This window comes from Bradyrhizobium oligotrophicum, assembly GCF_051168495.1.
Taxonomy (GTDB): domain Bacteria; phylum Pseudomonadota; class Alphaproteobacteria; order Rhizobiales; family Xanthobacteraceae; genus Bradyrhizobium; species Bradyrhizobium oligotrophicum_A.
Genome location: NZ_JBNPVB010000005.1, coordinates 173,141 through 199,443 on the forward strand (window position 1 = coordinate 173,141; position 26,303 = coordinate 199,443).

At 65.5% G+C, this 26,303-nt stretch carries 18 protein-coding genes; 13 read left to right on the forward strand and 5 right to left on the reverse strand.

Annotated features, from left to right (window positions below; genetic code table 11):
* Window positions 1–46: 46 nt before the first annotated feature.
* Together ACQR1B_RS12500 and ACQR1B_RS12505 are read left to right on the forward strand one after the other, a co-directional pair.
* A complete protein-coding gene (locus tag ACQR1B_RS12500) occupies window positions 47–1,006 on the forward strand; it encodes a helix-turn-helix domain-containing protein (RefSeq protein WP_434831809.1) in 960 nt (319 codons plus the stop codon).
* A gap of 66 nt (window positions 1,007–1,072) precedes the next feature.
* Window positions 1,073–2,452 carry an aspartate aminotransferase family protein gene (locus tag ACQR1B_RS12505; protein WP_434831808.1) on the forward strand — a complete coding sequence of 460 codons (1,380 nt, stop codon included), beginning with the start codon at window positions 1,073–1,075 and terminating at the stop codon, window positions 2,450–2,452.
* 1,571 nt (window positions 2,453–4,023) lie between these two features.
* On the opposite strand, the gene ACQR1B_RS12510 is transcribed toward ACQR1B_RS12505, so the two are convergent.
* Entirely contained in the window at window positions 4,024–4,503 is a 480-nt protein-coding gene (locus ACQR1B_RS12510) for an energy transducer TonB family protein (protein ID WP_434831807.1), read from the reverse strand.
* Window positions 4,504–4,826: 323 nt separating this feature from the next.
* On the opposite strand from ACQR1B_RS12510, the gene ACQR1B_RS12515 reads away from it, so the two are divergent.
* Both ACQR1B_RS12515 and ACQR1B_RS12520 read left to right on the forward strand, forming a co-directional pair.
* Entirely contained in the window at window positions 4,827–6,851 is a 2,025-nt protein-coding gene (locus ACQR1B_RS12515) for a hydantoinase/oxoprolinase family protein (RefSeq protein ID WP_434831806.1), read from the forward strand.
* Window positions 6,852–6,855: 4 nt separating this feature from the next.
* Window positions 6,856–8,811: a hydantoinase B/oxoprolinase family protein gene (locus ACQR1B_RS12520; protein WP_434831805.1), complete on the forward strand. Its 1,956-nt coding sequence runs from the start codon at window positions 6,856–6,858 to the stop codon at window positions 8,809–8,811.
* A gap of 15 nt (window positions 8,812–8,826) precedes the next feature.
* Here ACQR1B_RS12520 and ACQR1B_RS12525 read toward each other — a convergent pair whose 3' ends face one another.
* From ACQR1B_RS12525 to ACQR1B_RS12540, 4 genes are all read right to left on the reverse strand, one after another.
* Complete coding sequence (locus ACQR1B_RS12525; RefSeq protein ID WP_434831804.1) at window positions 8,827–9,474, reverse strand: hypothetical protein; 648 nt, start codon at window positions 9,472–9,474, stop codon at window positions 8,827–8,829.
* 8 nt (window positions 9,475–9,482) lie between these two features.
* Window positions 9,483–11,738, reverse strand: coding sequence for a xanthine dehydrogenase family protein molybdopterin-binding subunit (locus tag ACQR1B_RS12530; RefSeq protein ID WP_434831803.1), 2,256 nt, complete (start codon window positions 11,736–11,738; stop codon window positions 9,483–9,485).
* Between the two features lies 1 nt (window position 11,739).
* A complete protein-coding gene (locus ACQR1B_RS12535) occupies window positions 11,740–12,204 on the reverse strand; it encodes a (2Fe-2S)-binding protein (RefSeq protein WP_434831802.1) in 465 nt (154 codons plus the stop codon).
* 112 nt (window positions 12,205–12,316) lie between these two features.
* Window positions 12,317–13,252 carry a helix-turn-helix domain-containing protein gene (locus ACQR1B_RS12540; protein WP_434831801.1) on the reverse strand — a complete coding sequence of 312 codons (936 nt, stop codon included), beginning with the start codon at window positions 13,250–13,252 and terminating at the stop codon, window positions 12,317–12,319.
* A gap of 361 nt (window positions 13,253–13,613) precedes the next feature.
* Here ACQR1B_RS12540 and ACQR1B_RS12545 point away from each other — a divergent pair, with 361 nt between their 5' ends.
* The 9 genes from ACQR1B_RS12545 to ACQR1B_RS12585 all read left to right on the forward strand — a co-directional run bounded on the left by ACQR1B_RS12545 (window position 13,614) and on the right by ACQR1B_RS12585 (window position 26,292).
* Window positions 13,614–14,627, forward strand: a complete 1,014-nt coding sequence (locus tag ACQR1B_RS12545) for an aldo/keto reductase (protein ID WP_434831800.1) — start codon at window positions 13,614–13,616, stop codon at window positions 14,625–14,627.
* A gap of 94 nt (window positions 14,628–14,721) precedes the next feature.
* Window positions 14,722–15,576 (forward strand): VOC family protein, encoded by an 855-nt coding sequence (locus tag ACQR1B_RS12550; protein ID WP_434831799.1) that lies wholly within the window; start codon window positions 14,722–14,724, stop codon window positions 15,574–15,576.
* A 90-nt stretch (window positions 15,577–15,666) separates the two neighbouring features.
* Window positions 15,667–16,086: a putative quinol monooxygenase gene (locus ACQR1B_RS12555; RefSeq protein WP_434831798.1), complete on the forward strand. Its 420-nt coding sequence runs from the start codon at window positions 15,667–15,669 to the stop codon at window positions 16,084–16,086.
* Between the two features lie 410 nt (window positions 16,087–16,496).
* Complete coding sequence (locus ACQR1B_RS12560) at window positions 16,497–19,370, forward strand: ATP-binding protein (protein WP_434831797.1); 2,874 nt, start codon at window positions 16,497–16,499, stop codon at window positions 19,368–19,370.
* 248 nt (window positions 19,371–19,618) lie between these two features.
* On the forward strand, window positions 19,619–21,118 hold the full coding sequence (locus ACQR1B_RS12565) for an AfsR/SARP family transcriptional regulator (protein WP_434831796.1): 1,500 nt from the start codon (window positions 19,619–19,621) through the stop codon (window positions 21,116–21,118).
* Between the two features lie 193 nt (window positions 21,119–21,311).
* Window positions 21,312–22,568 (forward strand): cytochrome P450, encoded by a 1,257-nt coding sequence (locus ACQR1B_RS12570; protein ID WP_434831795.1) that lies wholly within the window; start codon window positions 21,312–21,314, stop codon window positions 22,566–22,568.
* 111 nt (window positions 22,569–22,679) lie between these two features.
* Window positions 22,680–23,759 (forward strand): PEP/pyruvate-binding domain-containing protein, encoded by a 1,080-nt coding sequence (locus tag ACQR1B_RS12575; RefSeq protein ID WP_434831794.1) that lies wholly within the window; start codon window positions 22,680–22,682, stop codon window positions 23,757–23,759.
* A 65-nt stretch (window positions 23,760–23,824) separates the two neighbouring features.
* Complete coding sequence (locus ACQR1B_RS12580) at window positions 23,825–25,633, forward strand: PEP-utilizing enzyme (RefSeq protein ID WP_434831793.1); 1,809 nt, start codon at window positions 23,825–23,827, stop codon at window positions 25,631–25,633.
* A 56-nt stretch (window positions 25,634–25,689) separates the two neighbouring features.
* Window positions 25,690–26,292, forward strand: coding sequence for an HD domain-containing protein (locus tag ACQR1B_RS12585; RefSeq protein ID WP_434831792.1), 603 nt, complete (start codon window positions 25,690–25,692; stop codon window positions 26,290–26,292).
* The last annotated feature ends 11 nt before the right edge of the window (window positions 26,293–26,303 follow it).

Sequence of the window (26,303 nt, forward strand, 5' to 3'; positions counted from 1 at the left end):
TGAAGCCTGCCCTGCCCACGTTGCTGTTCAACAGGGAGTCCATGCGATGCGGACGAGTTACACGACCAGCGATATTCCCCGCCACGACCGGCGTCAGTTCTGGCAGGACATCGTCTCGCAGACCTACTTCCCGCTCGACCTGCGCTTTGCCAGCGGCAGCAATCTCGACGGCCATCTGCAGGCGTGGTCGCTCGGCCCGCTCTCGGTGTCGCGCAACGTCTCCGACGGCCTGCTCTATCGGCGCCAACAGCATCATCTCGTCGCCGAGCGCGAGGAGAGTTTTCTGATCACGGTGCCGGACCGCGGCGAAATCCGCTTCGTGCAGGACGGCAAGGATGTCCGCTGCGGCCCGGGCGCCTTTCTCGTCGAGCGCAGCCATTTGCCTTACGAATTCAGCCATCGCGATCCGGCCGCGCTCTGGGTGATGAAGATCCCGAGCGCGGTGCTGCGCACCCGAATCGCTCATCCGGAGCGGCTGGCGACCCTGCAATTCGATGCCACGCGCGGGGTCGGCGCGCTGTTCGTCGACACGCTGCGCATTGCTGCCATGCGCCTCGACGAGATGAGCGATGCCGCGCGCGCCGTGACGGGCACGCACCTCATCGAACTGCTGGCGATGGCGGTGGAGGCCGATGAGCGCCTGCTTACGGGCCACGCTTCGCCGGTCCGCAATGCGCATCTGCATCGCTGCGAGCACTTCATCCGGACCCATTTGCACGACGTCCGGCTGGCGCCGCAACGGGTGGCGGATCGCTGCGGCATCTCGCTGCGCTATTTGCACCAGATCTTCGAGGCGGAGGGGATCACCGTCTGCAGCTATATCCGCAACCAGCGGCTGGCGGCGTGCGACGCGGCGCTGCGCGACTCCCGGTGCCGCGACAGCCTTGCCGACATCGCCTATCGCTGGGGCTATGGCGACCAGGCGCAGTTCAGCCGGCATTATCGCAGCCGTTTCGGCCGCTCGCCGAGCGAGGCGCGCGCGGCCTATCGCGCTTCCGACCCGTGAGGGGTTATCGTTCCGTCCGGATCGCGATAGACTGCCCGCTTCCGCCATCAGAAAGTCCCCTCTTCCATGCGAACGAACTCCCTGCACAGCAAAGACATCGCCCACCAGATCCATCCCGCGACCAATCTGCGGCGGCACGAGCGCCTCGGCCCGATCGTGATCGACCGCGGCTCCGGCATCTATGTCTATGACGACGAGGGGCGCGAATATATCGAGGGTCTCGCGGGGCTGTGGAGCGTCGGCGTCGGCTTCGGCGAGAAGCGCCTGGTCGAGGCCGCGACGCGCCAGATGGCCAAGCTGCCCTACTATCACATCTTCGCGCACAAGACCCACGAGCCCTCGACCCTGCTGGCCGAGAAGCTGGTGTCGATGGCGCCGGCCAATCTCAAGCACGTGTTCTTCACCAGCTCCGGCGGCGAAGCCAACGATTCCGCCATCAAGTTCGTCTGGTACTACAACAACGCGCTCGGCCGGACCGACAAGAAGAAGTTCATCGCCCGCCAGGGGGCGTATCACGGCATCACCATCGCCGCCGGCAGCCTCACCGGCCTGCAGGCCAATCAGCGCGGCTTCGACCTGCCGCTGCCGTTCGCCAAACACCTCACCTGCCCGCATTACTACCGCTTCGGCCTGCCCGGCGAGAGCGAGGAGGCGTTCACCGAGCGGCTGGCCAAGGAGCTCGAGGACCTGATCCTCAGCGAGGGCCCGGATACGGTCGCGGCCTTCATCGGCGAGCCGCTGATGGGCGCCGGCGGCGTGATCGTGCCGCCGGTGAACTACTGGCAGCGCATGCAGGAGGTCTGCCGCAAATACGACGTGCTGGTCGTCGCCGACGAGGTCATCAACGGCTTCGGCCGGCTCGGCACCCTGTTCGGCTGCGACAGCTTTGGCATCAAGCCCGACATCCTGGTCTGCTCCAAGCAGATCACCTCGTCCTACCAGCCGCTGGCTGCGGTGCTGATCAGCGACAAGATGTACCAGGCGATGGCCGACCAGTCCGACCGGCTCGGCACCTTCGGCCACGGCTATACGGCGAGCGCCCATCCGGTCGCCACCGCAGTGGCGCTCGAAAATCTGGCGATCATCGAGGAGCGCAACCTCGTCGCCAACGCCGCCGAAGTCGGCGCCTACCTGCATGAGAAGCTCGCCCGCCTGGCCGACCATCCGCTGGTCGGCGAGGTCCGCGGCCGCGGCCTGATTGCGGCGGTCGAGCTGGTCGCGGACAAGGCGACCAAGGCCCGCTTCGAGCCGTTCGGCAAGGTCGGGTTGAAGTTCTTCGACACCGCCCACCAGCACGGCCTGATCATCCGCAACGTCGGCGACAGCATCGCGATCTGTCCGCCGATGATCATCACGACCGCGCAGGTCGACGAGCTGCTGAAGCGCTTCTCCGCGACGCTCGACGACGTCACCGATTGGGTGAATGCCGGCATGCCGGAGGGCTGAGGCGGAGCATGCACGGGCCGTATCGTCGGCCCGTGCGTTCGCCACCTCCGCACCGCTGCACAATGCAGTGCCCTCGCCCCCAAGGCGAAGCGAAGCTTCGCCAGGGTGGGAGAGGGCATCGCCGGCTGATCCGCAGGCTCGGTCGGGTGAGGGGTTCTCTCCGCGAGCGCGACTCGTTGAGACAGACCCCTCACCCAACCGAGGTCGTTGAGATGCCGTACATGCCCTCTCCCACCGTGGCGAAGCTTCGCTTCGCCTAGGGGGCGAGGGCGCAGTCACGGCCGTCGTGCCCGCGGCGAGGTCGATTGGTTTCCCACTTCTCCATAAGATTGCTCTCCATGAACACGCGGACAGAGTGTTTATGGTCCGATGTACAGCGGCCGCCCCGCCGCGGGATCTCTCCATGAACACGCCGTCGGCGTGTTCATGGTCCGGTGTGCAGTGCCGCCTTGGCTTTTGACCCTCTCCATGAACACGCCTCTCGGCGTGTTCATGGTCCGGTGTGCAGTGCCTCGGCTTTTGCCCCTCATGGTGAGGAGCGCCGCGGCTGTCAGTAGGCCGTTGTAGCAGGCTGCAAGCTCGCGGCGCGTCTCGAACCATGAGGCCGAGCTGGGGCCTCGCCCTTCGAGACGCCCGCCTGAAGGCGAGCTCCTCAGGGTGAGGGTTGAAAAGCTTTCTCCACGGAGACGAGAAGCGAGCCGAGCCGACACGTGATCTGCGTCTCTGATCAATGCAGTACACGCATTCTCGTTCTCGCGGCGCGATGCGCGTCCGAGCTTTGCGAAACGATCGCCCTCATCAATGAGAGGGCGCGAGGAAGGCCGGGCGCTGGCCGCACCCATGGCTGCGCGCAACACGCACGCGGTAGTCACCACAGGTTCAGCCGGACATCCGGCCTTCCCCGCGCGACGGGCTACGGCGTACTCCGTGCTCTCCCTGGTGCACCGGCTCTTTGGCCACCATCACCTGCGCGATACCCTCAGGCATCCTCGCAAACTTGATACCAGCGTCGGGGTATCAGGACCACACGGCTTGACCGTCCGCCACGGCACCAGTCGTCTGCGCGCAAGCGCGCCCGACACCGCAACGGCCATCGCTCCCCGCCTCCACGCATCGTGACGATCGCGAAACGCCCCTCGTCGATGAGGCAGGATGGAGGCAGTGAACATCAATTTCTGATAAAACGCAACACGAACATTGGGCCCTGCAGGGCAGGACCGCAATCAACGCATTGAAACCACTGGCGGAATATTTTTCTATCGTAGACGATTTCGCTGCTCCGAGATGACGCAACAGCCACGCACGGCCCCAATCTGATCATCGCGCGCTCGATCGAGTCGCCCGTCGGGCAAGCCCTCACACGTGCGATCTTTCAATATGTCAGCCGGCCGCCGTGAAGCAGAGACCGCCGGCCGAGTCCCACGACGACGCGAGCAGCCCAGTACGGACATCCCAAGCGCAGCCTGGGTAGTCCGAGTCGGGCCAATTGCAAACATCCGGCCGGGGTGCAGCAATACGATCATCGAGCGCTAAAGGATAGCACGTCGCTGCGCGTGAGTTTCACTCACGCTTCAGCAGCCACGGCAGATACCGTGAATTTTCGAATTAATCTTCTTCTGCTCGTCGACCCACTCGGCAGGCCATTGTCCGACTGCCCAGGGCAACTGCTTCCTGCTGGCAAACTTGATGGGGACTGTGAAGGTGAAGCTATCGTCCCTCACCTCTGCGGGCGGCTCCGGAAACGGCTCCGCTCGTTCAATCAGAGTTAGGGCCGCCGTATCGAGTATCTCGGAGCCGGCGCTTTCCACCAGTTCTCTGGAAATCAGTTTCCCCTGCCGATCAATGACAAACTTGACCTTGGCCGTGCCACTTTGACCGGCCGCCCCGGGCGGCAATGCTTTCTTGCTCACTAACAGTATGAAAATCTTCTTTATCCACGCTTGGCGAGCGTCTGCCTGAGCGCCAACACTTTCCGTTTGCGCATATGAGATAGACGCCGAAGCCAGTAGCAGTACGATCAGAGCGGCCAGTGAAGGAATTCTCGCGTTCATAGGCGGATTTCATCATACCCGAAGATAACTCACAACCAAAATTGCCGTATGGCGCAGTTACGCGAAGCGCCCATCCCGACGACGGCTATCTAGGGCAGGCCCGACATCACCAGCTGCGGCTAAGAATTGGGGCCCCAGTGCTCTCTGGCGCAAATTTTCCTGCACTCTGCGTCAAGCCCCCAATCGGGGTCGTGCGCATAATCCCTGTCGAACCCGCCACGTCCGCAGCACGAGCGATCGTTCGGCCCGCTGAACCGTGGTTCCGACCAAACCCGCGAAACTGCCGCGACGCCCGCCTGGCGCGTTCGAAAGGACCTTGCATCGTGCAGACCATCCGCGTGGCCGTCGACGTCGGCGGCACCTTCACCGACATCTGCATCATGGACGAGACGACGGGCCTGATCCGCGTCGAGAAGACATCCTCCACGCCGGATCCCATCGATGGCATCATGGGCGGCGTCGCCAAGGCCGGTATCGACCTCGCCGAGGTCGCGCTGTTCTCGCATGGCACGACCGTGGCGACCAACGCCCTCATCACCCGCCGGCTGCCGCGCACCGCAGTGGTCACCACCAAGGGGTTCCGCGACGTCATCGAGATCCGGCGCGCCAACAAGGAGGATCTCTGGGACACCTACAAGGACGTCGTGAAGCCCTACGTGCCGCGGCGCGACCGGCTCACCGTGCCCGAACGCGTCGATGCTGCCGGCCGCGTGATCGAGCCGCTCGATGTCGAGGCGGCCCGCGAGGTCGCGCGCATCCTCAAGCGCCGCAACGTGGCGGCGGTCGCCGTGTGCTTCATGAATGCCTATCTCAATGGCGAGAACGAGCGCGCGATGCGCGCGATCCTGCGCGAGGCGATGCCTGACGTGCCGGTCTCGATCTCCTCGCAGGTGCTGCCCGAGATCTTCGAGCACGAGCGGTTTTCGACCACGGTCGCCAACGCCGTCGTCAGCCCGGTCGTGGTCGACTACACCACGAGGCTCGGCGAGCGCCTCGCCAAGGATGGCTACACCCGCGATCTGCTGTTGCTGCACACCGGCGGCGGCGTGATGACGCCGGCCAGCGTCAAGGATTTTGCCGCCCGCCTCGCCGGCTCCGGCATTGCCGCCGGCGCCATCGCCAGCCGCACCATCGCGAGCCTGTGCGGCTATCCGCATTCGATCGGGCTGGACATGGGCGGCACCTCGACCGACGTGTCGCTGGCCTATGAGGGCCAGTCGCGCATCACCAAGGACTGGTATGTCGAGTTCGGCTATCCGATCCGCTTCGCCTCGATCGAGGTGCTGACCATCGGCGCCGGCGGCGGATCGCTGGCCTGGACCGATCCCGCCGGCTCCTTGCGCAACGGCCCGCAATCGGCGGGCGCTTATCCGGGCCCGGCCTGCTACGGCAACGGCAATCCGCAGCCGACCAACACCGACGCCAGCGTCACGCTCGGCCGGCTCGGCACCAGTCTCGCGGGCGGCAAGGTGATGCTCGATCCCGCGCTCGCCCGCCAGGCGGTGGAGGACGGCGTCGCCAAACCGTTCGGGCTCGGCGTGCATGAAGCGGCCGACGCCATCCTCAAGGTCGCCAACGCCAACATGTCCGATGCCGTCCGGCTGATCTCGATCAGCCGCGGCTATGATCCGCGCGATTTCGCGCTGGTCGCGTTCGGCGGCGCCGGCGCGCTGCATGGCGTCGACGTCGCCCGCGAGCTTGCCATTCCCGTCGTGATCGTGCCGCCCAATCCGGGCGTCACCTCCGCGCTTGGCTGCCTGCTCGTCGACATGCAGCACGACTTCTCGCAGAGCTGCATGGTCGATGCGGCGGCGGCCGATCCGGCTGCCATCGAGGCGCAGTTTGCCGCGATCGAGCAGGAGGCGCTGGATCGCCTCACCCATGAAGGCGTAGCATCGGAGAACATCGTGCTGCAGCGCTCGATCGACATGATGTATCGCGGCCAGTGGCGCTCCCTCGCGGTCAATGCGCCGCGGCCGCTGGGGGCGATCGAAGATCTCGTCGACAGCTTTCATGTCGAGCACCAGCGCGAGTATAATTTCCGCCGCGACAGCGCGCCGGTCAGCTTCTTCCGGCTCAATCTGAAGGCCGTCGGCATCGTGCCCAAGGCGGGATTTGCCGTGCACGGACCCACCGGGGTTACGCCCGAGCCGGTCACGAGGCGACCGGTCTGGTTCGAGGGTGAGGCGCATGACACGCCGGTGTTCGAACGCGAGCAGCTGCCGTGCGGCTTCAGCTTCCGGGGTCCTGCCATCGTCGAGCAGATCGACGCCACCACCGTGGTGCCGCCGGGAGCGACGGCCGAGGTCGACAAATATCTCAACATCATCATCCGCGTGAAGGAGTGACGCCATGGCTAAAGATCTGGCGCTCGATCCCGTGACCTTCGAGGTGCTGAAGAACTCCTTCATCACCAGCGTCGACCAGATGGGCGAGCAGGTGCTGCGCACCTGCTACTCCTTCGTGATCTACAATCACGACTTCTCCAGCGCGCTGCACGACGCCAAGGGCGAATGCGCCGCGCAAGGCAATCAGGACATCGCCGTCCATGTCGGCACGCTGCACTTCACCTGCCAGGAGGTGATGCGCCATTTCGAGGGCGACATGCACGAGGGCGACGTGTTTGCCATCAACGATCCCTATGCCGGCGGCACGCATTTCTCCGACGTCCGGCTGATCCGACCCATTTTTGCCGATGGCGAAATCATCGCCTTCAGCCAGTCGAACGGGCACTGGTCGGATGTCGGCGGCAGCGTGCCCGGCTCGTTCGACGTCGCCGCGCGCGAAATGTTCCGGGAAGGCTTGCGCATCACCCCGGTGCGGCTGTTCGACAAGGGGCGCTTCTGCAAGGACGTCGCGCATCTGATCGCCTCGAACACGCGCGATCCCGCTTCCATCATCGGCGACATCCAGGCCCAGGCGCAGGCGACCCAGGTCTGCGAGCGCGAGATCCTGCGGCTGGTCAACAAATATGGCCGCGACACCGTCGAGACGGGCCTCGCGGCCGTGCAGGACTATGTCGAGCGCTCGGCGCGCCAGCGCATCGCGGCGCTGCCCGACGGCACCTGGGAGACGGTCGATTTCATCGACCGCGATCCGGCCGGCGGCGAAGGCATGATCCCGATCCGGATCAGGATGACCATCAAGGGCGACCGCGTCACCTACGACTTCACCGGCAGCCATCCGACCATCGGCTCGATCTACAACTCCGCCTTCGGCGCCACGTTCTCGGCGGTGGCGGCCGGCATGAAGACGTTCTTCCCCGATCTGCCGCTCAATTCCGGCTTCTACCGCTGCTTCGACATCATCGCCCCCGAAGGCTCGATCGTCGACGCCAGATGGCCGATCGCGGTTACCGGCTTCCTGATGCCGTTCGAGAAGATCATGAACTCGATCTACGAGATGTGGTCGAAGCTGATGCCCGAGCGCGCGCTTGCCTGCGCCTTCAATCTCGAATATCTGCTCACCGGCGGCCTCGACGGCCGCACCGCCGACAAGCCGATCTTCATGTTCTACGACTGGCTGCCCGGCGGCTGGGGCGGCCGCAACGGCAAGGACGGCAGCAACGTCACCACCGCCTGCTTCGGCACCGGACTGATGTCGCAGCCGATCGAAGGCCAGGAACGCGCCAACCCGATCCTGACCACGGCCTGCGAGATCCTCACCGACTCGCCCGGCCCCGGACGGTGGCGCGGCGGCGCCGGCGTGCTCAAGACCTCGCGCATGCTGGAGGCCGAGAAGACCGTCATCTCCTACATCTGCGACCGCGAGCGCGCGGTGGTGTGGGGCATCGAAGGCGGCCTGCCCTCCATGCCCCACGGCCTCACTCTGCATCGCGCCGGCCACGAGAAAGAGGAACGGCTCGGCTCGATCTTCTCCGACGTGCCGATCGGCGAAGGCGACGAGTTCTCGCGCCCCACCGCCGGCGGCGGCGGCTTCGGCGATCCGCTGCTCCGCGATCCCGAGGCCGTGGTGGAGGATATCAAGGACGACTACGTCTCGGTGGCGCGCGCGGCGAAGGACTACGGCGTGGTGGTGCGGACGATCGACGCCGAGCTGTGCGACTACGAGGTCGACCTGCCGGCCACACAGGCGCTGCGGGACAAGATCCGCGCCGAGCGCGTCGCCAACGCCAGGCTCGATCCGGAGATCGTTGCCGCGCGCTATCGCAATGGCGAGCTCGACGCGATGGACGCGATCCGCCAGCATGCCGTCATCCTCGACTGGGACAGCGGCGCGCTGCTGCCGGAATCGACCCGCCAGTTCCGCGAGGTGTTCGAGCGGCGGTCGGTGGTGCCGTGGCGGTAGGTCGTCAGCGCGCCGTCACTTCGGACAGGGCTGCCCGGCGGCGCCCCACAGGGCCACGTCCTTGACGTGATCCTCGAATGTCCCGGGTGGTGTCGAGCGGCCGGCCCCGGGCGCCCATCCGCGCGGGATGAAGCCGTTCTGCGAGGCGTCGTGCCGCAGATGTTCGACGAGGCCGGCGGCATCGCGGCCACCGTTGCGCTGGGGATCCTTCAACTGGGCACAGATCTCGGCGCCGCTCTTGCCGAACCAGATGAACGCGACCGGGGCGAGCTGCCAATCGATGCCGGCGCGCGGCGGCGCCGGCGCAGGATCGTTCGGCATCGCCGAGGTCATGTGACACGTCCCGCACGGCGCCGCCTCGGCGCCGGCGCGGCTGTCTCCGCCGTGGATGTTCATGCCATGCACGCGCGGCTTGCTCTCGCCGGCCGGCGTCCATATCGGAATCGCCTTGGCATCGACATGGCAATTGGCGCAGCGCGGGTGGGTGATCACCGCCTCGATCCGCTTCCAGGCCTCCAGGCCCTGCGTCCGGCTGACGCTGCCCCGCGGCAGCACGTCCTTCGCGGCGTCGTCCTTGGTAGCTTCGTCCTTGGCAGCGACGATGCCCGTGAGGGCGGCGACCGACGACGCCGCGATGACCATCGCAATCACAGAGCGCTTCATGATCCGCCTCACACGAAATCGATGAATTTGTCGAACGGCATTTCGCGGATGCGCTTTCCGGTCGCGGCGAAGATCGCGTTCGCGAGCGCGGGCGCGACCGGCGGCACCGGCGGCTCTCCGACGCCCCGGACCTTGGGGTCGTTCTCGAGCCCGCGCACCTCGATGACGGGGCATTGGTACATGCGCATCGCTTCGTGATGGTTGTAGTTGGTCTGCTGGACCGCGCCCTTGGCATAAGTGAGTTCGCAATTGATCGCGTGGCCCAGCCCCCAGACGATGCCGCCCTGCACCTGGCTCTCGAAATTGACGGGATCGATGATCTTCCCGACATCCACCGCGGCCCAGACCTTGTCGATCCGGATGCCCCGGCTGGTTGCCGTGACCTCGACGACCTCGGCCACGGGCGTGCCGAAGGATTCGACGAACGCGACGCCGCGACCCCTGCCCTTGCCGAGCGGTCCCGTCCAATTCGACATCTCTGCGACGGTCTCCAGTACCTTGCGATAGGTCGGCACCGCGCACATCTCGATGCGCGCCTTCATTGGATCTAGGCCGGCCGCATGGATCAGTTCGTCGATGAAGCTCTCGGTGAAGAAGCCGCCCGCGGACGCGCCGACCGAGCGCCAGGTCGTGCTGGGCGACAGGCCTTGCGCCTCGTAGGTCGTGGCACGAAAGTTCGGGATGTCGTAGTAGACGTTCCACAGGCCGGCGGCCAATTGTGCATCGGGCTCCTTCAAGGGCGATCCCATGCGCTCGAGCAGCCCCTTGAACGGCGCCGTCGCCGCCAATTGCAGATCGAGCGCGACGATCTTGCCTTTGGCCACGCTGCCCTTGTGGCGGGCGATCGCGATCTGCCGCGGGATGTCCTGGAGAAAATCCTCCTCGCGCGAGAACACCAGCTTGATCGGCGTTCCCCGCATCTGGCTTGCGATCTCGGCCAGCGCCCGGACGTTCTCGAATTCGAGACGATGACCAAAGCTGCCGCCGGCCCATTGATTGTGGAAGGTCACCTGCTCCGGCTTGAGCCCGGCCGTTGCTGCCGCGATGGATTGGACCGCCTGGGGGCTCTGGTGGGCGACCCAGATCTCCATCCCCGCATCGGATGCGACGGCGACCCCGTTGAGCGGCTCCAGCGGCTGGTGACCGACATAGGGCGCGCGGTACTCGGCCTGGATCGGCTTGCCGGCTTTCAAGCCGGCGTCGATATCGCCGATCTTGCGCCACTCCTTGCCCAGGAATTCGGGCTTGAACGAGCGCTCGAGCGTCCTCCAGTGATCGGCCTGCTCGGCGGGATAGGTCGACGGCGTCCACTCGCAATCGATCGTGTCGACCGCCTTCATCGCGTACCAGCTGTTGGTCGCGATCGCCGCGACACCGTTCTTGAGACGAAGGATCGCCTTCACCCCCTGCATCGCCTGCGCCTTGGCGGCATCATAGGATTTCAGCGGCTGGCCCTTGTTGGGATTGAGCTTGACCGCGGCGTACAGCATGCCGTCCAGTCTCATGTCGATGCCGAACTTCAGCTCGCCCAGCACCTTCGACCGGACATCGAGGCGCATCATCGGCTTGCCCAGCATCCGCCACGTCGATGGGTCACGCGGCTTTGCATCGAGCACCGGCGCAATGTTTGCCGCATCCGCGGCGAGATCGACATAGGCGACCCGTGCGCCGCTCGGCAGGACCACATGGCCGGACTGCGTCCGGAGATCGGCGACGGCCACGCCGGTACGCTTGGCAGCAGCGGCCTTCAACGTTTCGCGCGCCACCGCGCCCGCAATCCGCAGTTTTTCGTAGGTATCAGGAATCGTGCTCGACCCGCCGGTCATCTGCAGTCCGGACTTTCGGAGATTTTCGAGCGCGGCGGCCCGCGCCTCTTCGGCGGCCGGGCTCTGGTCGGCAGCCAGGAACGGCGCGAGCTCCTCCTTGAAGCCCGTGTTGAAATAGGCCGGGCTCGGCCCCGCAAAGCGGATCTCGAACTGGCCGGGATCGAGGTCCATCTCCTCGGCGATCATCATCGGCTGCACCGAGCCGGTGCCCTGACCGATATCGGCGTGCTGGGCGATGAGGGTGATCTTGTCGGGGCTGATCTCGACCCATGGATTGAAGGTCACCGAATTAGGCCCGAGTCCCGCGGTCAGCGGGTTGCCATTGGCCGACGGGGCCGCCTGCGTCGCTGCGCCGTAGCTGCCGAACGCAACGCCCCCGGCCGTGGCCGCGGCGCCGACGATGAAGGCCCGACGGGAAACACTCTGCACGCTGCCCATCTCACTTCTCCGCCATTTTTCTTGCCGCCGCCGCGTGGATCGCGGCGCGAATGCGCGGGTAGGTGCCGCACCGGCACAGATTGCCGGACATGACCTGATCGATCTGGTCGTCGGTCGGCTTGGGGATCCGCTGGAGCAGCGAGATGGCCTGCATGATCTGGCCGGTCTGGCAGTAGCCGCATTGCGGCACCTGATGCTCGATCCACGCCTGCACGACCGGATTCTGATCCCGCCCGGCGAGCCCCTCGATGGTGACCACCGACTTGCCTGCGAGGTCGCCGATCCGCGACTGACAGGAACGCACGGCCGATCCATTGATGTGGACGGTGCAGGCGCCGCACTGAGCCACCCCGCAACCGAATTTGGCACTGGTGATCCCGAGTTCGTCACGCAGCACCCAGAGCAACGGCATCTCGGGCGCGACGTCGACCTGATGCCTGGTTCCGTTGACCGTCAGCTCGATCATGTCGATGGGTCCTCCACTCAGATGGCCGGTGCCGAAAGGCGCGAAGCGACGGCCCGGGCGCACGGCGACATTGCCGCGCCGAGGCCGGGCGGTATTTCCGAATCCTGCGGTATCATGTGCAATCCCTGCGCTGTTCCGGCGAACAACCACCGCCTCTTGCTTGCGCCGGACCGCAGCACAGCTCGCGATATTGTCCCGGCGTGAGATTCGTCGCCTTGCGGAACACGCGGGTGAAATTGGCCTGCGAGCCGAAACCGAACTCCAGGGCGATGTCGACCAGCGATGCGCTATTGCACGCGAGCGCGTGCCGCGCCGCCTGAACGCGGCGATCGGTCACGTAGCGGTGCGGCGACAGCCCGGTCGCCTCGCGAAACAGCCGGCAGAAATGAAACGGGCTGAGACAGGCATGCGCGGCCAGCTCGTCGAGCCTGATGTCGGTGCCGAGCGACGCCTCGATGTAGTCGAGCACGCGCTGCAGCCTGCGCGGAGCGAGCGCGGGCGATTTCTCCGGGGGACGCCAGCGATCGATCGTGTAATGGCCAAGCAGATGGGCCGCGAGCGCGGTCTGGAGCCCTTCGACGAACAGCGCGTCGGTCGGCTGGCGCGGCCGATGCAGCAGATCGCGAAGCGGCGAGCAGATCTGGAAGATCACCTGGTCGGCCAGGGCGTCCGCATAGGCGATCTCCACCTTCGCCGGATCGACATCGAAGTCGGCCAGCGCGCTCTGGTCGATGAGCGTCGGCGGAAGATAGAGATGAAGACACTCCATTCGATCGGAGAGTTCGAGATGGCTCTCCTGCGTTCCCACCGGGACGAGATAGGTCATGCCGGGACGGGCCAGGCTCTGTTGCGATTCGCCATTGCCGGTCCGGTTCACGATCCCGCCGCCCGACAGCAGCAAGACGAGCTCGTTGCAGATCGGAACGGGCGTGGCCTGACGGCCGGCCTCGAACTTGCGATGCTCGATGCCGAGGAGCGGCCAATCCTTGGCCTCGGCCAGCTTCTCGCTGTTCCGATATTTTTCGTCCCCATGCGTAGGGAGCGGCATCGTCACCTCCGCTCGTTCTGCGGCGCGTCCCGGCCACGCTGCCGGGCTGCACCGCATCTGCTATCAAGTAGTTGGCGAGGTCGCGTTCGGAGTCCAGGGAGCGAACGGTTAAAAGAGGTAAAACGAAGTGAAACAACGACTTCGGGGTGCACGGGATGCATGCCGAAGAGGCATCGCGGCCGGCCGCGCGATGCGCAGGATCCGTTCGTCTTCGCGCAAGAATCTGAAATACGTCGATGCGCGCCCGACCTAGAACGAACTGACAGAAACGTTCCTGTCGAAGCGAGCGGAGGTCGAAGTGAAGCTTGGTTGGTTCGCGCCTGGCGCGATGCCGTCTCCCCGGACCTGAAGGAGACGAGGCATGTCACTCAAGGATCTGCTGCCCGGCAAACTGGGCTTCGGTGCCGCACCGCTCGGCAACATGTTTCGCGACATTCCGGAGGATGAAGCGCTGGCGACGGTGGCCGCGGCGTGGGACAGCGGCATCCGCTATTTCGACACTGCGCCCTTCTACGGCGCAGGCCTGGCGGAGCTGCGTCTCGGCACCGCCCTCGCCGGGCGTCCGCGGGGCGACTACGTCGTCAGCACCAAGGTCGGCCGCCTGATCATGGACGAGATCGAGGACGTCGGCGCCCGCGACCTCGGCGAGAAGGGCGGCGTTTTCAAGTACGGACGCCCGAACAGGATCGTCAACGACTACTCGGGCGAGGCGACGCTGCGCTCGATCGAGGACAGCTTGAAGCGCTTGCGCATCGATCACGTCGATATCGCCTTCGTCCATGACGTGGCGCAGGACTTCTACGGCGACGAGTGGCTGGGCGTATTCGAGACGGCGCGCAAGGGCGCGTTCAAGGCACTCGACCGGCTGCGCGATGAAGGCGTGATCAAGGCCTGGGGGCTCGGCGTCAACCGCGTCGAACCGATCGAGCTGCTGCTCGCGCTCGATGGTCCGCGCCCCGACGGCTTTCTGCTGGCGGGCCGCTACACCCTGCTCGACCACGCCCAGGCGCTGCAGCGGCTGATGCCGATGATCGCCGAGCATGAGCTCGGCATCATCGTCGGCGGTCCCTACAGTTCAGGCGCGCTCGTCGGCGGTCCGAATTTCGAATATGCGCCGGCAGCGCCGGAGATCCTCGACAAGGTGGCACGGATCAAGGCGATCGCCGATCGCCATGGCATCAGCATGAAGGCCGCCGGCCTGCAGTTCGTGCTCGCCAATCCCGCTGTCGCCGCCGTCATTCCCGGCGCCAGCCGCCCCGAGCGCATCGCAGCCGATCACGCGGCACTCGCCGAAATCATCCCCGCCTCGTTCTGGTGCGAACTGCGCGCGGCCGGGCTGATCCATTCCGCGGCCCCCGTTCCCATGGCCGGGTGAAGGGCCTCGCGCAAGGTCTCATTTCCGCGGCCGAGCCGCTCCGTTCTGCAGACGGCCGCAATGGCGTGAACTCACGGACCATAGGAGAGCTGACATGACCGACGACATCGACAACGCCACCGCCATCGAGCGCCGGACCATGCTTCGCGTCGCCGGCGCAGCCGTGATCACCGGCCTTGCTGCCGGCAGCACGTCACCGGGCGGAACGGCCGCAGCTCAGGGCGCGGGCGGGACGCCGGCGAATGCACGCGACGACGCTCCCTTGGGCGCACGGCTGCAGGGCGTCCAGCACTTCGGTCTCACGGTGCAGAACATGGAGCGCGCCTACCAGTTCTACACGGAGGTGCTGGGCGGCACCGAGGTGTTCCGCCATGGCGACTTTCACGGCGACGGCGTGCAGAATACGCTGCTCGCCGACCAGGAGATCGAGGCGAACACGCGCAGCGTCAATCCGCGCACCATCGGCGTCCCCGATCTGCGAAGCGGCGCGCAGCGGCTCGACGTCCGCTTCATCCAGTTCGACAACATGGTTCTGGAGCTGCTGCAGTACCGCGAGGCCGATCAGCCGATGGGCAGCGCGGTCAGCTTCGCCGAGCCGGTGCAGCACATGAGTCCCGCCTTTCCGCGCATGATGCACATCTGCTTCTACGTGCGCGACGACGTCGATTTCAACAAGTTCATCGCCGATCTCGAAACCGAATCCGCTCGACGCGGCATGACCCAGGTCAGGGCGAACCGAACGGTCCGGGTCAGGACCGAAGCGGAGCGCAAGGCCGCGCCGCGCAGCGCCAACACCAATCGGGTGACCGAGGCTCCTTCGGACGGCTGGGAGCTGATCTATTGCAAGGGCCCCGAGGGCGAGCAGCTCGAATTCGTCAAGGCGCTCGGTCCGGTCAAGCAGCGCTTCAGCGAAGCGCTCGCCAAACGGCAGCAGACGATCACGCGCTGATCTGCCAAGGGCTCTGCGGTCGGCTGCCGCTGGAGCCTTCCGGTTCCTACGCTCGCGTCAGCGAGCCATGCCCATGCGAAAGGGATGTCCATGTCAACTCTGGTCCGCAAGTCGCTCGTGGCCACGCTGTTCGCCCTGTCCTCCCCGGGGATGCCGGCCGCGCTCGGCCAGCAGGTCCCGCTGCTCAACTACGAGGGAGTTCCCGATGGCGCCTACGCGGTGGTGGCTCAGGTCCGCGCCAGGCCGGGCCAGGAGGACGCGCTGCGGACGGCCACTCTGCCATTGATCGATCTGGTTCGCGGCGATCCCAAGAACCTGATCTATTTTCTCCAGGAGGACCGCGCCAAGCCGGGGCACTTCATCTTCTACGAAGTCTTCGCCAGCAAAGCCGATTTCGAGGCGCACAACGCCATGCCCTATGTCCAGGACTGGTTCGCCAAACTGCCGCAACTCGCCGACGGCGGCGTCGATGTCATGCGGATGACGGTCCTCGGCCCCTCGCGCAGATGATCTACGGCCGGACGAGCCTCCGCGCCATTGATGCCCGCTTGCTTGGCGGTAGCGGATTTCCCGACGACCGCCAGGCCCTCGTCGTCTCGCCTGCCTGAGAGCTTCCGCAACTGCCGATGACGGCCGTCGCTTGACGGCCACTCCGGATCAAAAAGCAGGCACGTGCTCGCACCGCGGGGCACCCGGCAGGTCGACAGCGGCCGTGGCTGCAGCGGCGTGGGTTTGGGGCGAGGCGAACGGCCGCCCTCCTCGCGCAAGTTCCCCTGCGCGGGACGCCATCCCCGGTTGCAGGATGGCGCGGACCCTTTCGCGCATAGAGGCCGCCCCCTGGCACACGACGCAATCGATTGATAGATATTCGCCCTGAGGCTTCCGCGCCTGTTCGTCAGACGTCGACGCTGAAGGGGCTCATGCGTCAAAATGTAGTGTACTCGTTTGGACCTTTCCGCCTGTTTCCCGACCGGCAACTGCTCATCCTCGACGGCGCTGCGGTCAAGCTGGGAGGCAGAGCGTTCGAACTGCTGCATGTGCTCGTCGAGCGCAGCAGCGAGCTGATCTCCAAAGAAGACCTCATGGCCGCGGCGTGGCCGGGCACCTTCGTCCACGAGAGCAACCTCAAGGTCAACATGCACAGTCTGCGGCGCTCGCTCGGCGACACGCAGAAGCAGTCGACCTACATCGCGACGATCGCCCGACGAGGATATCGGTTCGTCGCGCCCGTGCAACGAACCGTCGCGGATGCTGACGAGACGCAGGCTGCCCCCGACACGTCGCGCGCGAGCCGGCTCCCGGTCCCGCGCGACGTCATCGCGCGCGAGCGTGAGATCGCGCGTCTGCTCGACCTCCTGCACGGCACGTCACAGGTCACCGTGGTCGGGCCCGCGGGCGTCGGCAAGACCACCGTCGCGATCGCAGCTGCGCACATGCTGGAGAAAAATTGTGCCGACGGCGTCTGCTTCGTCGACCTCGCAACGATCAACGATCCGGCTCTCCTGCCGTCTGCCCTGGTCGCGGCGCTCGGGCTGCGCGGCGACATGGGCGATCCTCTGAGCGCAGCCGTGGCTTACCTGCAGGACCGGTCGATGCTGGTGCTGCTCGACAATTGCGAGCACGTGCAGCCCGCTGTCACGATCTTCGCCCGGAGCTTTTCCCGCCAGTCGGGACCATCGAAAGTCCTGGCCACGAGCCGCGAACCGCTCCGTGTGCCCGCGGAAACCGTGATGTGGCTCGATCCGCTCGATTTCCCCGCCGACAGGTCCCCCGCCAGTCTGGACGACATTCTCAGCTTTCCCGCCGTCGAGCTGTTCGCACGCAGGGCCTCCGAATGGACCGGCTATCAGCTCGTCGAGGCCGATGTCGACGCCGTCGTTCATATCTGTCGTTCCGTGGACGGACTTCCGCTCGCGATCGAACTGCTGGCCGGCGAGCTCGATGATCATCCGGTGCAGGACCTCGCGGCGCGGCTGAACCAGCATCTGGGCTTCCATGCCGATCGTTCGACTGCGGTGCCGGGACGGCATGATACGTTGCTGGCCGCAATCGATTGGAGTTTTGGTCTGCTTTCGCCGCAAGAGGCCGACACCTTCCGGCTGGCCTCGGTTTTCGCGGACGCGTTCGACCTGGAAGACGTGATCGCCGTCGCCGCCAAACAGGGCCTGTCGCCGATCGACGTCACCGTCGGCCTGGGCGGCCTCGTCATCAAGTCGCTGCTGACGGCCCAGGTCGATGGCCCTGGTCTGCGCTATCGTCTGCTCGACAGCACGCGCCGCTATGCGGCCAAGCGGCTCGATGAAGCGGGCCTCGCGGCCCGGTCGCGCCGCTGGCATGCCGAGCGCATCCTCACCTTGTTCGAGCAGTCGGAAGCCGAATGGGGATGGCGCGACAGCGGCGACTGGACCCAGCGCTACAAAGGTCGCCTCGCCGACGTCCAGGCGGCTTTGGCCTGGGCCTTCGGCGACGGCGGCAACGCCGAGCTCGGCGTCCGCCTGACCACCGCCACCGTCCCGCTGTGGTTCGAGACGTCACTCATTTCGGATACTCAGGCCAGGGTGAAAGTCGCCCTCGATCATGCGGAGGCGCTTCAGCTCGACGATCTCCTGAAGGCGAAGCTCGCGATCCCATATGCCTGGAGCATGATGTATGCGCGCCGCTTCCCGCCGGAGACCGAGGACACATGGATGAAGGCGCTCGCCTACGCACGGCGCGCCGGTCACCTGCACTCGGAATTTCATGCGCTGGTCGGCCTCGCCGTCTACCTGATGGATGTCGGGCGCATCGCGGACGCGATCGCGCGACTGCAGCAGTTTCGCACGCTGTGTGACGGGCACGAGGATTGGTCGATGGCCCCCGAAGGCGAGCGCACATTGGCCTGGGCCCGGGCGCATACCGGGCATTTGGCCGAGAGTCTGGAGGCGCTCGAACGGCTGGCGGTCCAATTTCCGCGGATTGGCAGGGACTCGCGCATGGCGGGCTTTCAAGTCGACCGCTCGATTGGAATACGCAACTATACGGCGTTGTTCGCATGGGTGAGCGGGCGTCCCGATCATGCGGCGTCCACCGCACGCGAGGCAATCGAGCTCGCCGACACGCTCGGGCATCTGGCGTCTCAGTCGAACGTGCTCGCGCTTGCCTGCTGCCCGGTGTCCTTTCTGAACGGCCATCAGGCGGACCTCGCGCACTACACCAGGAAGCTCGGCGGTATTCTCAAGGAAGAGACGATCGGGATCTGGCTGCCGATTCAGCGCTTCTATTCCGCCGTATCCGACGATCTCGGCGGCGATCCGACGGCGCTCGCCAGGATCAAGGCGTCGATCGACGAACTCATTGATAGCCGCTTCGTCATGCGGGTACCGGCGATGATGGGTATTCTGGCCGAGCGCTATTTACGGCGCGGCCTGGTGGACGAGGCGAACGACGCGATTGCGCTGGGGTTGCATTACGAGGCGCGTCAGGACGAACGATGGTGCCGATCCGAACTGATGCGGATCGAAGCGCTCATCCTGCGCCAGTCCGGACGTCATGATCGCGCGGAACGTCTTCTCCTCGACGCGATCGACGATGCCCATGCCATCATGGCGCTATCCTTCGAGCTGCGGGCAGCCAGTGACCTCGCGGCCTACTATCTCGAGGCCCATCGGCCGAAGGAAGCATTTGCCCTGCTCTCACCGATCTATCGGCGCTTCAGCGAGGGTTTTGCGACAGAGGATCTGGTCATGGCGTCACAGCTCCTGCGCCGGGCCAACACTGCAGCCACCGGACGCGCCAGCCATGCCTCCGGCGGATGAGCACGCGAGACATCGCCGGGCGTTCATCGTCCGCTGGTATTACGATGTAGTCCCGTCGGGCGCCTCGTGACGCCGAATCGGGAACGATCGTCGCGTGCACCGCTCTCGGCGTCGCGCGATCAAGCCGGCGGAAACCATCGCAAGACCGTGAGGAATGGGCGCGAAACAAGGCCTTGCATCTTTTCGATGGCCGCTCTTAGACTGCCGCCAGTCTGCACCTCCAATGAGGTCGTCGCGCGTCAGCACCCATGGCCGAGAACAGTTGTGTCAACCTCGCCCTGTTCGCAACGCAGCAAAAGCTGCTCTTTGCAGACTTCTTCAAGCTTTACCGCACCGTCGCGCAACCCTCCCGGATCTTCGTGATCGCGGCGGACGCGAACGCGATCGCTCGCGTTGAAAAGCTCGCAAGACGTACCAACAAGATCGCATTGATCGAGGGCAAGAGCTTCGTCGACATGGCGCTGCTGCGGGTGCCGATCTCGTTCCGCGACGTCGCGAGCCGAATCGAGAAGTGGGTGTCGGCGACCGGCGGTCGAGGCCCTGCTCTGCTCGCGGTGGACATGAGCTGGGGCCTGGAGACCAACTCGGCGACGGCCAATTTCGAGGGCTGGCCGGCACTTGCCGAGGCCCTCGCCCGGCAGTCGAAGATCTCGATCGCTTCGCTCTATAACCGCCGGGTGCTGATCGATGAGCAACTGCTGGTCGCGCTGCGCGGCCATCCGCAGGTTCTCACCGGCGACGGACCGGTGAACAATCCGCATTGGCTGCCGTCGCGGCTGCAGACGCGCGGCGCGCTGCGCGAGCAGGTGGATTTCTGGCTCGGCGCGATCGCGCCGGAGCTGCGGATCGGGACGTCGGCGGCAGCGCTGCACGCCGCCGAAGGCGCCGACCCGATGTGGCTGCTGCGCCGTACCGCCGAAGAGCCCGCGACCATTCACCTCGACAGCCGCGACCGCTGGAAGATCCGCTGTTTCGGACGCTTGCGGATCTACCGCAATGACGGCAGCCAGGTAAACTGGGACCCGCCGGGCGGCGCGACCCGCAAGACCAAGACGCTGTTCGCCTATCTCCTGCAGAAGGGCGGCCACGGCGCCGCCACCGACGAACTCGCCGATCTGCTCTGGCCCAATGCCGACGACATCGAGGCCGCGCGCAACCGCCTCTATCACACCGTGCGCTATCTGCGGCTGGCGCTCGGACAGCCCAACGGACGCGACGAGGCGCGCCACTATGTCCGACGCGAAGGCTCGCGCTACGTGCTGGTGCCGCCGGAACGCAGCTGGCTCGACATCTCGACCTTCGAGCAGCTCTGCCGCCAGTCGCAGGGCCACATCAAGGCCGGCGCCAGCGACGAAGCCCTGATCTGTCTGCAGGCCGCCGATCGCCTCTACACCGGCGACCTGTTCGAGGACATTCCGATCGAATATGCCGACGACGGCGAGCGCGACTGGTGCTGGAGCAAGCGCTATTGGCTGCGCGACATGTTCTTCAAGGTGCAGCGCGACGCCGCGCACATCTATCTCGAGCGCAAGGACTACTCGGCCGCGCTCGCCCATTGCCAGAAGGCGCTCGCGATCGATCCGTTGTGCGAAATGGCGCATGCCGAAGCGATGCAGGTGTTCAAGGCGCAGGGACGACGCGAGGCGATCGACCGCCAGTTCAAGCTCTATCTCGACTCGCTCAAGCATTTCGACAACCGGCCGAAGAGCACCTCGCTCCAGGAGCTGCATCGCCAGCTGACGGCCTGAGCGCGCCCGCCCGCCATCGGGCGGCGCCGCGATCCGGGCCAACCGTTTTCCGATGGAATCCGGTGTCCCGGACGAACATTTTATGACGTATTATCATAGAGTTAACGACTAAAGAAAACCCAAAGGCCACTGCCTAGAGTGAGCCGATAACAACGGTCGCCGTCGAGGGCGGCGAGGCGAATGGGAGGACGACATGCCAGGTTCGGCAGCTCAGCTGGCGCGATGCCCCTATAGCGACGCAGCGAAGGATTTCGATCCCTTCGAGATGCGCGATCCCTTCACGTTCTACGAATGGGCCCGCGCCGAGGCGCCGGTGTTCTTCTCCGAAGAGCTGAAATATTTCGTCGTCGCGCGCCATGCCGACATCAAGGCGGTGTTCGACGATTGGCGCACGTTCTCCTCGGAGAACGCCCAGGCGCCGCTTCGGCCGATGTGCGAGGAAGGCAAGCGCATCATGCGCGAGGGCGGGTTCACCGCCTATTCCGGGCTGTCGGCCCGCGTGCCGCCGGATCATACCCGCATTCGCAAGCTGGTCCAAGGCTGCTTCGGACCGCGCCGCTTCCGAGCGATCGAGCCGGAGATCAAGGCGATCGTCAATCAGGCGATCGATGCCTTCGCTGATCGCGGCCATGCCGACTTCTTCCGCGAATTCGCCTATGACGTGCCGGCGCTGGTGCTGTTCAAGCTGGTCGGCATTCCCAACGCGGACGTGCCGCGTGTGAAGTCGTGGGCCGTGAGCCGCGCGCTGCTGACCTGGGGTAACCTCAGCGACGACGAACAGGTCGCGCATGCGCGCAACATGGTCGAGTATTGGACCTATTGCCGCGAGCTCGTCTGCCGGCGTCACGACGACCCCTCCGACGATCTGCCGGGCGATCTGGTCCGGCTGCAGAAGGAAGGCGCCGAGATCAGCGACGAGGAGATCGCCGGCGTTCTCTACAGCGCGCTGTTCGCCGGCCACGAGACCACGACGACCTTGATGGCCAACGGCATGCGCGAGCTGCTGCAGCGGCGCGAGAACTGGGAAGCCATCGTCGCGGAGCCGCAGCTCATTGCGAATGCCGTCGAGGAAGTGCTGCGCTTCAGCCCGTCGATCGTGGCCTGGCGCCGGCGCGCGCTGAAGGACGCACAGATCGGCGGTGTCCCGGTGCCGAAAGACTCCAACATCCTGCTGCTGATCGGCTCGGCCAATCGCGACGACACCATGTTCGCCGCGCCGGACCGGTTCGACGTCCATCGCAGCGACGCACGCAGCCATCTGGCGTTCGGCTACGGCATTCACAGCTGCGTCGGCCAGCAATTGGCGCGCATCGAATTCGCGATCGCGCTCGGCGAGCTGACCCGCAGGCTGCCGGGGCTGCGGCTAGCCGCGGACCAGACCATCGACTTCGTTCACAACATTTCGTTTCGCGTGCCGACGGCGTTGCGGATCGAATGGGACGTCGCCTGACTCGAGGCGATCGCCGGCGGTGCACGTGTCGCGAGACACGTGTTGCAAGAGACGAGTGCTGCAAAAGACAAGTCCGGAGCCGATCCGGACGACAAGGTAGGGAACAGACGTATGGGCGCCAACGCAGCCGCATCCTTCATCGTGCCGTTCGAATCCGCGCGCGAAGCCGACTTCCCGCGCATCGGCGGGAAATGCGCGAGCCTGGCACGCATGATCGCACAGGGCGTGCGCGTGCCCACCGGATTTGCGGTCTCGACCGACGCCTACGCCCTTCACCTCCAATGCAACGGCCTCGAGGCGGCGATCAGCGAGCGCCTGTCGCGGATCGTGCTCGACAATGTCGACGACGAAGAAAAGCTGTCGCATGAGATCCGCGACGCGATCATCGCGCAGCCGATGCCGGCTGCGGTCGAGCAGTCGATCCGCGAGGCCTACCGCCGGATGTCGCCCGACGGCCAGTTGCCGGTCGCGGTGCGCTCGTCGGCAACCGCAGAGGACCTGCCCGATGCCAGCTTTGCCGGCCAGCAGGACACCTATCTCTGGGTGGTCGGCGAGGACGCCGTGGTCGAGAAGGTCAAGGCGTGCTGGGCCAGCCTCTTCAACGCCCGCGCCATCTCCTACCGCGCCGAGAACGGCCTCGGCCAGATCGACGTGCTGATGTCGGTCGGCGTCCAGAAGATGGTCAATGCCTCTGCCGCGGGCGTGGCCATGACGCTCGATCCCATCAATGGCGACCGCACCAAGATCGTGATCGACTCGGCCTTCGGGCTCGGCGAGCCCGTGGTCTCCGGCGAAATCACGCCGGACAATTTCGTCGTCGAGAAGGTGCTCCTCCAGGTCATCAAGCAGCGGATCGCCGAGAAGGATTTCGAGCTCGTGGCTGACCGCGCCGAGCGCCGCACCGTCGAGCGCGTGGTGGCGCCGGAGCGTCGCACCCTGCCCTCTCTCACCAACGCACAGGTCCTCGCCGTCGCCAGGCTCGCCAAGTCGCTGGAGCGCAGCATGGGCTGCCCGCAGGACGTCGAATGGGCCATCGACGCCGATCTCCCGGAGGACGAGAACCTGGTCGCGCTGCAGAGCCGGCCGGAGACCGTCTGGAGTCAGAAGAAGAAGCAGACGAGCACGATCTACGAGACCGGGATCGCGGGCGTGCTGGGAACGTTGCTGGCCCCGGTCCAGGCCAAGCGATGAACAACACCTGACGAACAACAGAGAAAACACCCAACGAACAATAGAGAACCCGAGGGGAAACGACGATGACAGCGCATGCGAAATTCCCAAGTCCCTATGACCTGAAGACGCCTGCCGGCGCCGAGGGCTGGGAAAAGCTCTATCCCTACTATCTCCAGTTCCAGAACAGCCTGCGCGACAAGGAGGACGGCAAGTTCTGGTTCTGCGACTCGCAGCACTGGCCGAGCCCGTTCAAGCCGTTCGACGCCGTCACCGTCGAATTCGCGGTCAAGTGCCTCGGTCAGTACAACACGCGGCATTATCTGATCCCGCCGGCGAATGGCGTCGAATACCGCATCCACAACGGCTATTGCTACATGAGCCCGGTCGCAGTCGCGCCCGAACTGATCGGCGGCCGCGTGCCGCATTTCATGGAGCGCGCCGGCTATTACTTCCAGAACTGGGATCGCCTGCTGGCGAACTGGGACAAGAAGGTCCGCGCCAACATCGCCGATCTCGAGGCGCTCAATTTCGAACCGCTGCCCGAAGCCGTGCCGCTGGAGTGGATCACGGGGGGGGTCGGCCTCGACAACACCTATGCGCTGACGGAGACCTATGACCGGGCGATCCAGCTGCTCTACAAGACCTGGCAGTATCACTTCGAATTCCTGAACCTCGGCTACGCGGCCTATCTCGACTTCTTCAGCTTCATGAAGGCGCAGTTCCCCACGATTCCGGACCAGGCCATCGCCAAGATGGTTCAGGGCGTGGAAGTCGACCTGTTCCGTCCCGATGACGAGTTGAAGAAGCTCGCCAAGCTCGCCGTGAAGCTCGGTGTCACCGATGCCCTGAAGAGCGGTTCGGTCGACGAGGCGCTTGCGGCGGTCGGCCGTGCGCCGAACGGCGCCGAATGGGTGACGGCCTGGAAGGAGGCCCAGGATCCCTGGTTCAACTTCACCTCCGGCAACGGCTTCTACTCGACCGACAAATACTGGATCGAGCATCTCGACATCCCGCTCGGCTATGTCAGGGACTACGTCGTCCGCGTGCAACGGGGCGAGGACATCGACCGGCCGACGGCGGCTATCGCCAAGGAGCGCGACCGCATCACGTCGGAATATTCCGAGATGCTCGATGCCGACGCGCGTGCCGCCTTCGAGGGCAAGCTCGGCCTCGCCCGCACCGTGTTCCCCTACGTCGAGAACCACAATTTCTACATCGAGCATTGGTCGATGAGCGTGTTCTGGCGCAAGATGCGCCAGCTCGGCGCCATCTTCCGCGACGCCGGCTTCTGGAAGGATGCCGACGACCTGTTCTATCTCAACCGTCAGGAAGTCCGCGACGCGCTGTTCGACTACGGCAATGGCTGGGCGGTCGGCGCGCCTGCGATCGGTCCGACCTACTGGCCGCCGGAGATCGAGCGGCGCAAGACAATCCTGGCCGCGCTCGCAACCACGCCGCCGCAGCCGGCGCTCAACAATCCGCCCGACGTCATCACCGAGCCGTTCACGATCATGCTCTGGGGCATCACGACCGAGAGCATCGGCCGCTGGCTCGATGGCGCCGCGAACACCAACAAGCTGTCCGGCATGGCGGCCTCGCCCGGCATCGTCGAGGGCCGCGCCCGCGTGGTGCGGTCGGCCGATGAACTCGGCCTGATCGAGCAGGGCGAGATCCTGGTCGCACCGGTCACCGCGCCGAGCTGGGCGCCGATCTTCGGCAAGATCAACGCCATCGTCACCGACATCGGCGGCATGATGTCCCACGCCGCGATCGTGTGCCGCGAATACGGCCTGCCGGCCGTCACCGGCACCGGGCGCGCGAGCTCATCGATCAAGAACGGGCAGATGCTGCGCGTCAACGGTTCGACCGGCGAAGTCACCGTTCTGTCCTGACCAACCAGCGGAGGCCGGCAACGGCCAGCCTCTGCTTCCCCACATGGAATACTGCAATGCTCGATAAGTCCGCTGTCGACAACCGCTATGACGAGGTGTGGCGCATCAGCGAGCCGTACATGCGCGCGCGCAAGAACGACGTCCACATTCCGCTGTCCTACGCCTATGCCCGCAAGCTGCTGACGCACTATCCGGATGCGGACGAGGACATCGTCTCCCTCGCGATCATCCTGCACGACATCGGCTGGTATGCGATCGACATGCAGGACATCATCGAGAAGGGTTTTGGCCCGAACATGATGCAGTCCGACGTGCGCTTTCTGCACGAAACCGAGGGCGTACGCATGTCGCGCGAGGTGCTGGAGCGGGCGGCCTGGCCGGAGGCGGTGATCGCCGCGGTCGGCGAGATCATCGACGGTCACGATACCCGCCCCTACCCGCGCTCGCTGAACGACCGGGTCGTGCGCGATGCCGACAAGCTGTGGCGCTACACGACCACGGGCGTCGCGGTTGCCTGCGACTGGTTCAAGATGACGCCGCGCCAATATGCGACGCGCCTGACCAGCCAGATCGCCGTGCTCGAGACCGAGGCCGGACGGCTGATGGCCGCGGAGGCATTGAACAAGACCCGGGCCGCTCTGATGCTCGACCTGATCTGAACGACGGACGA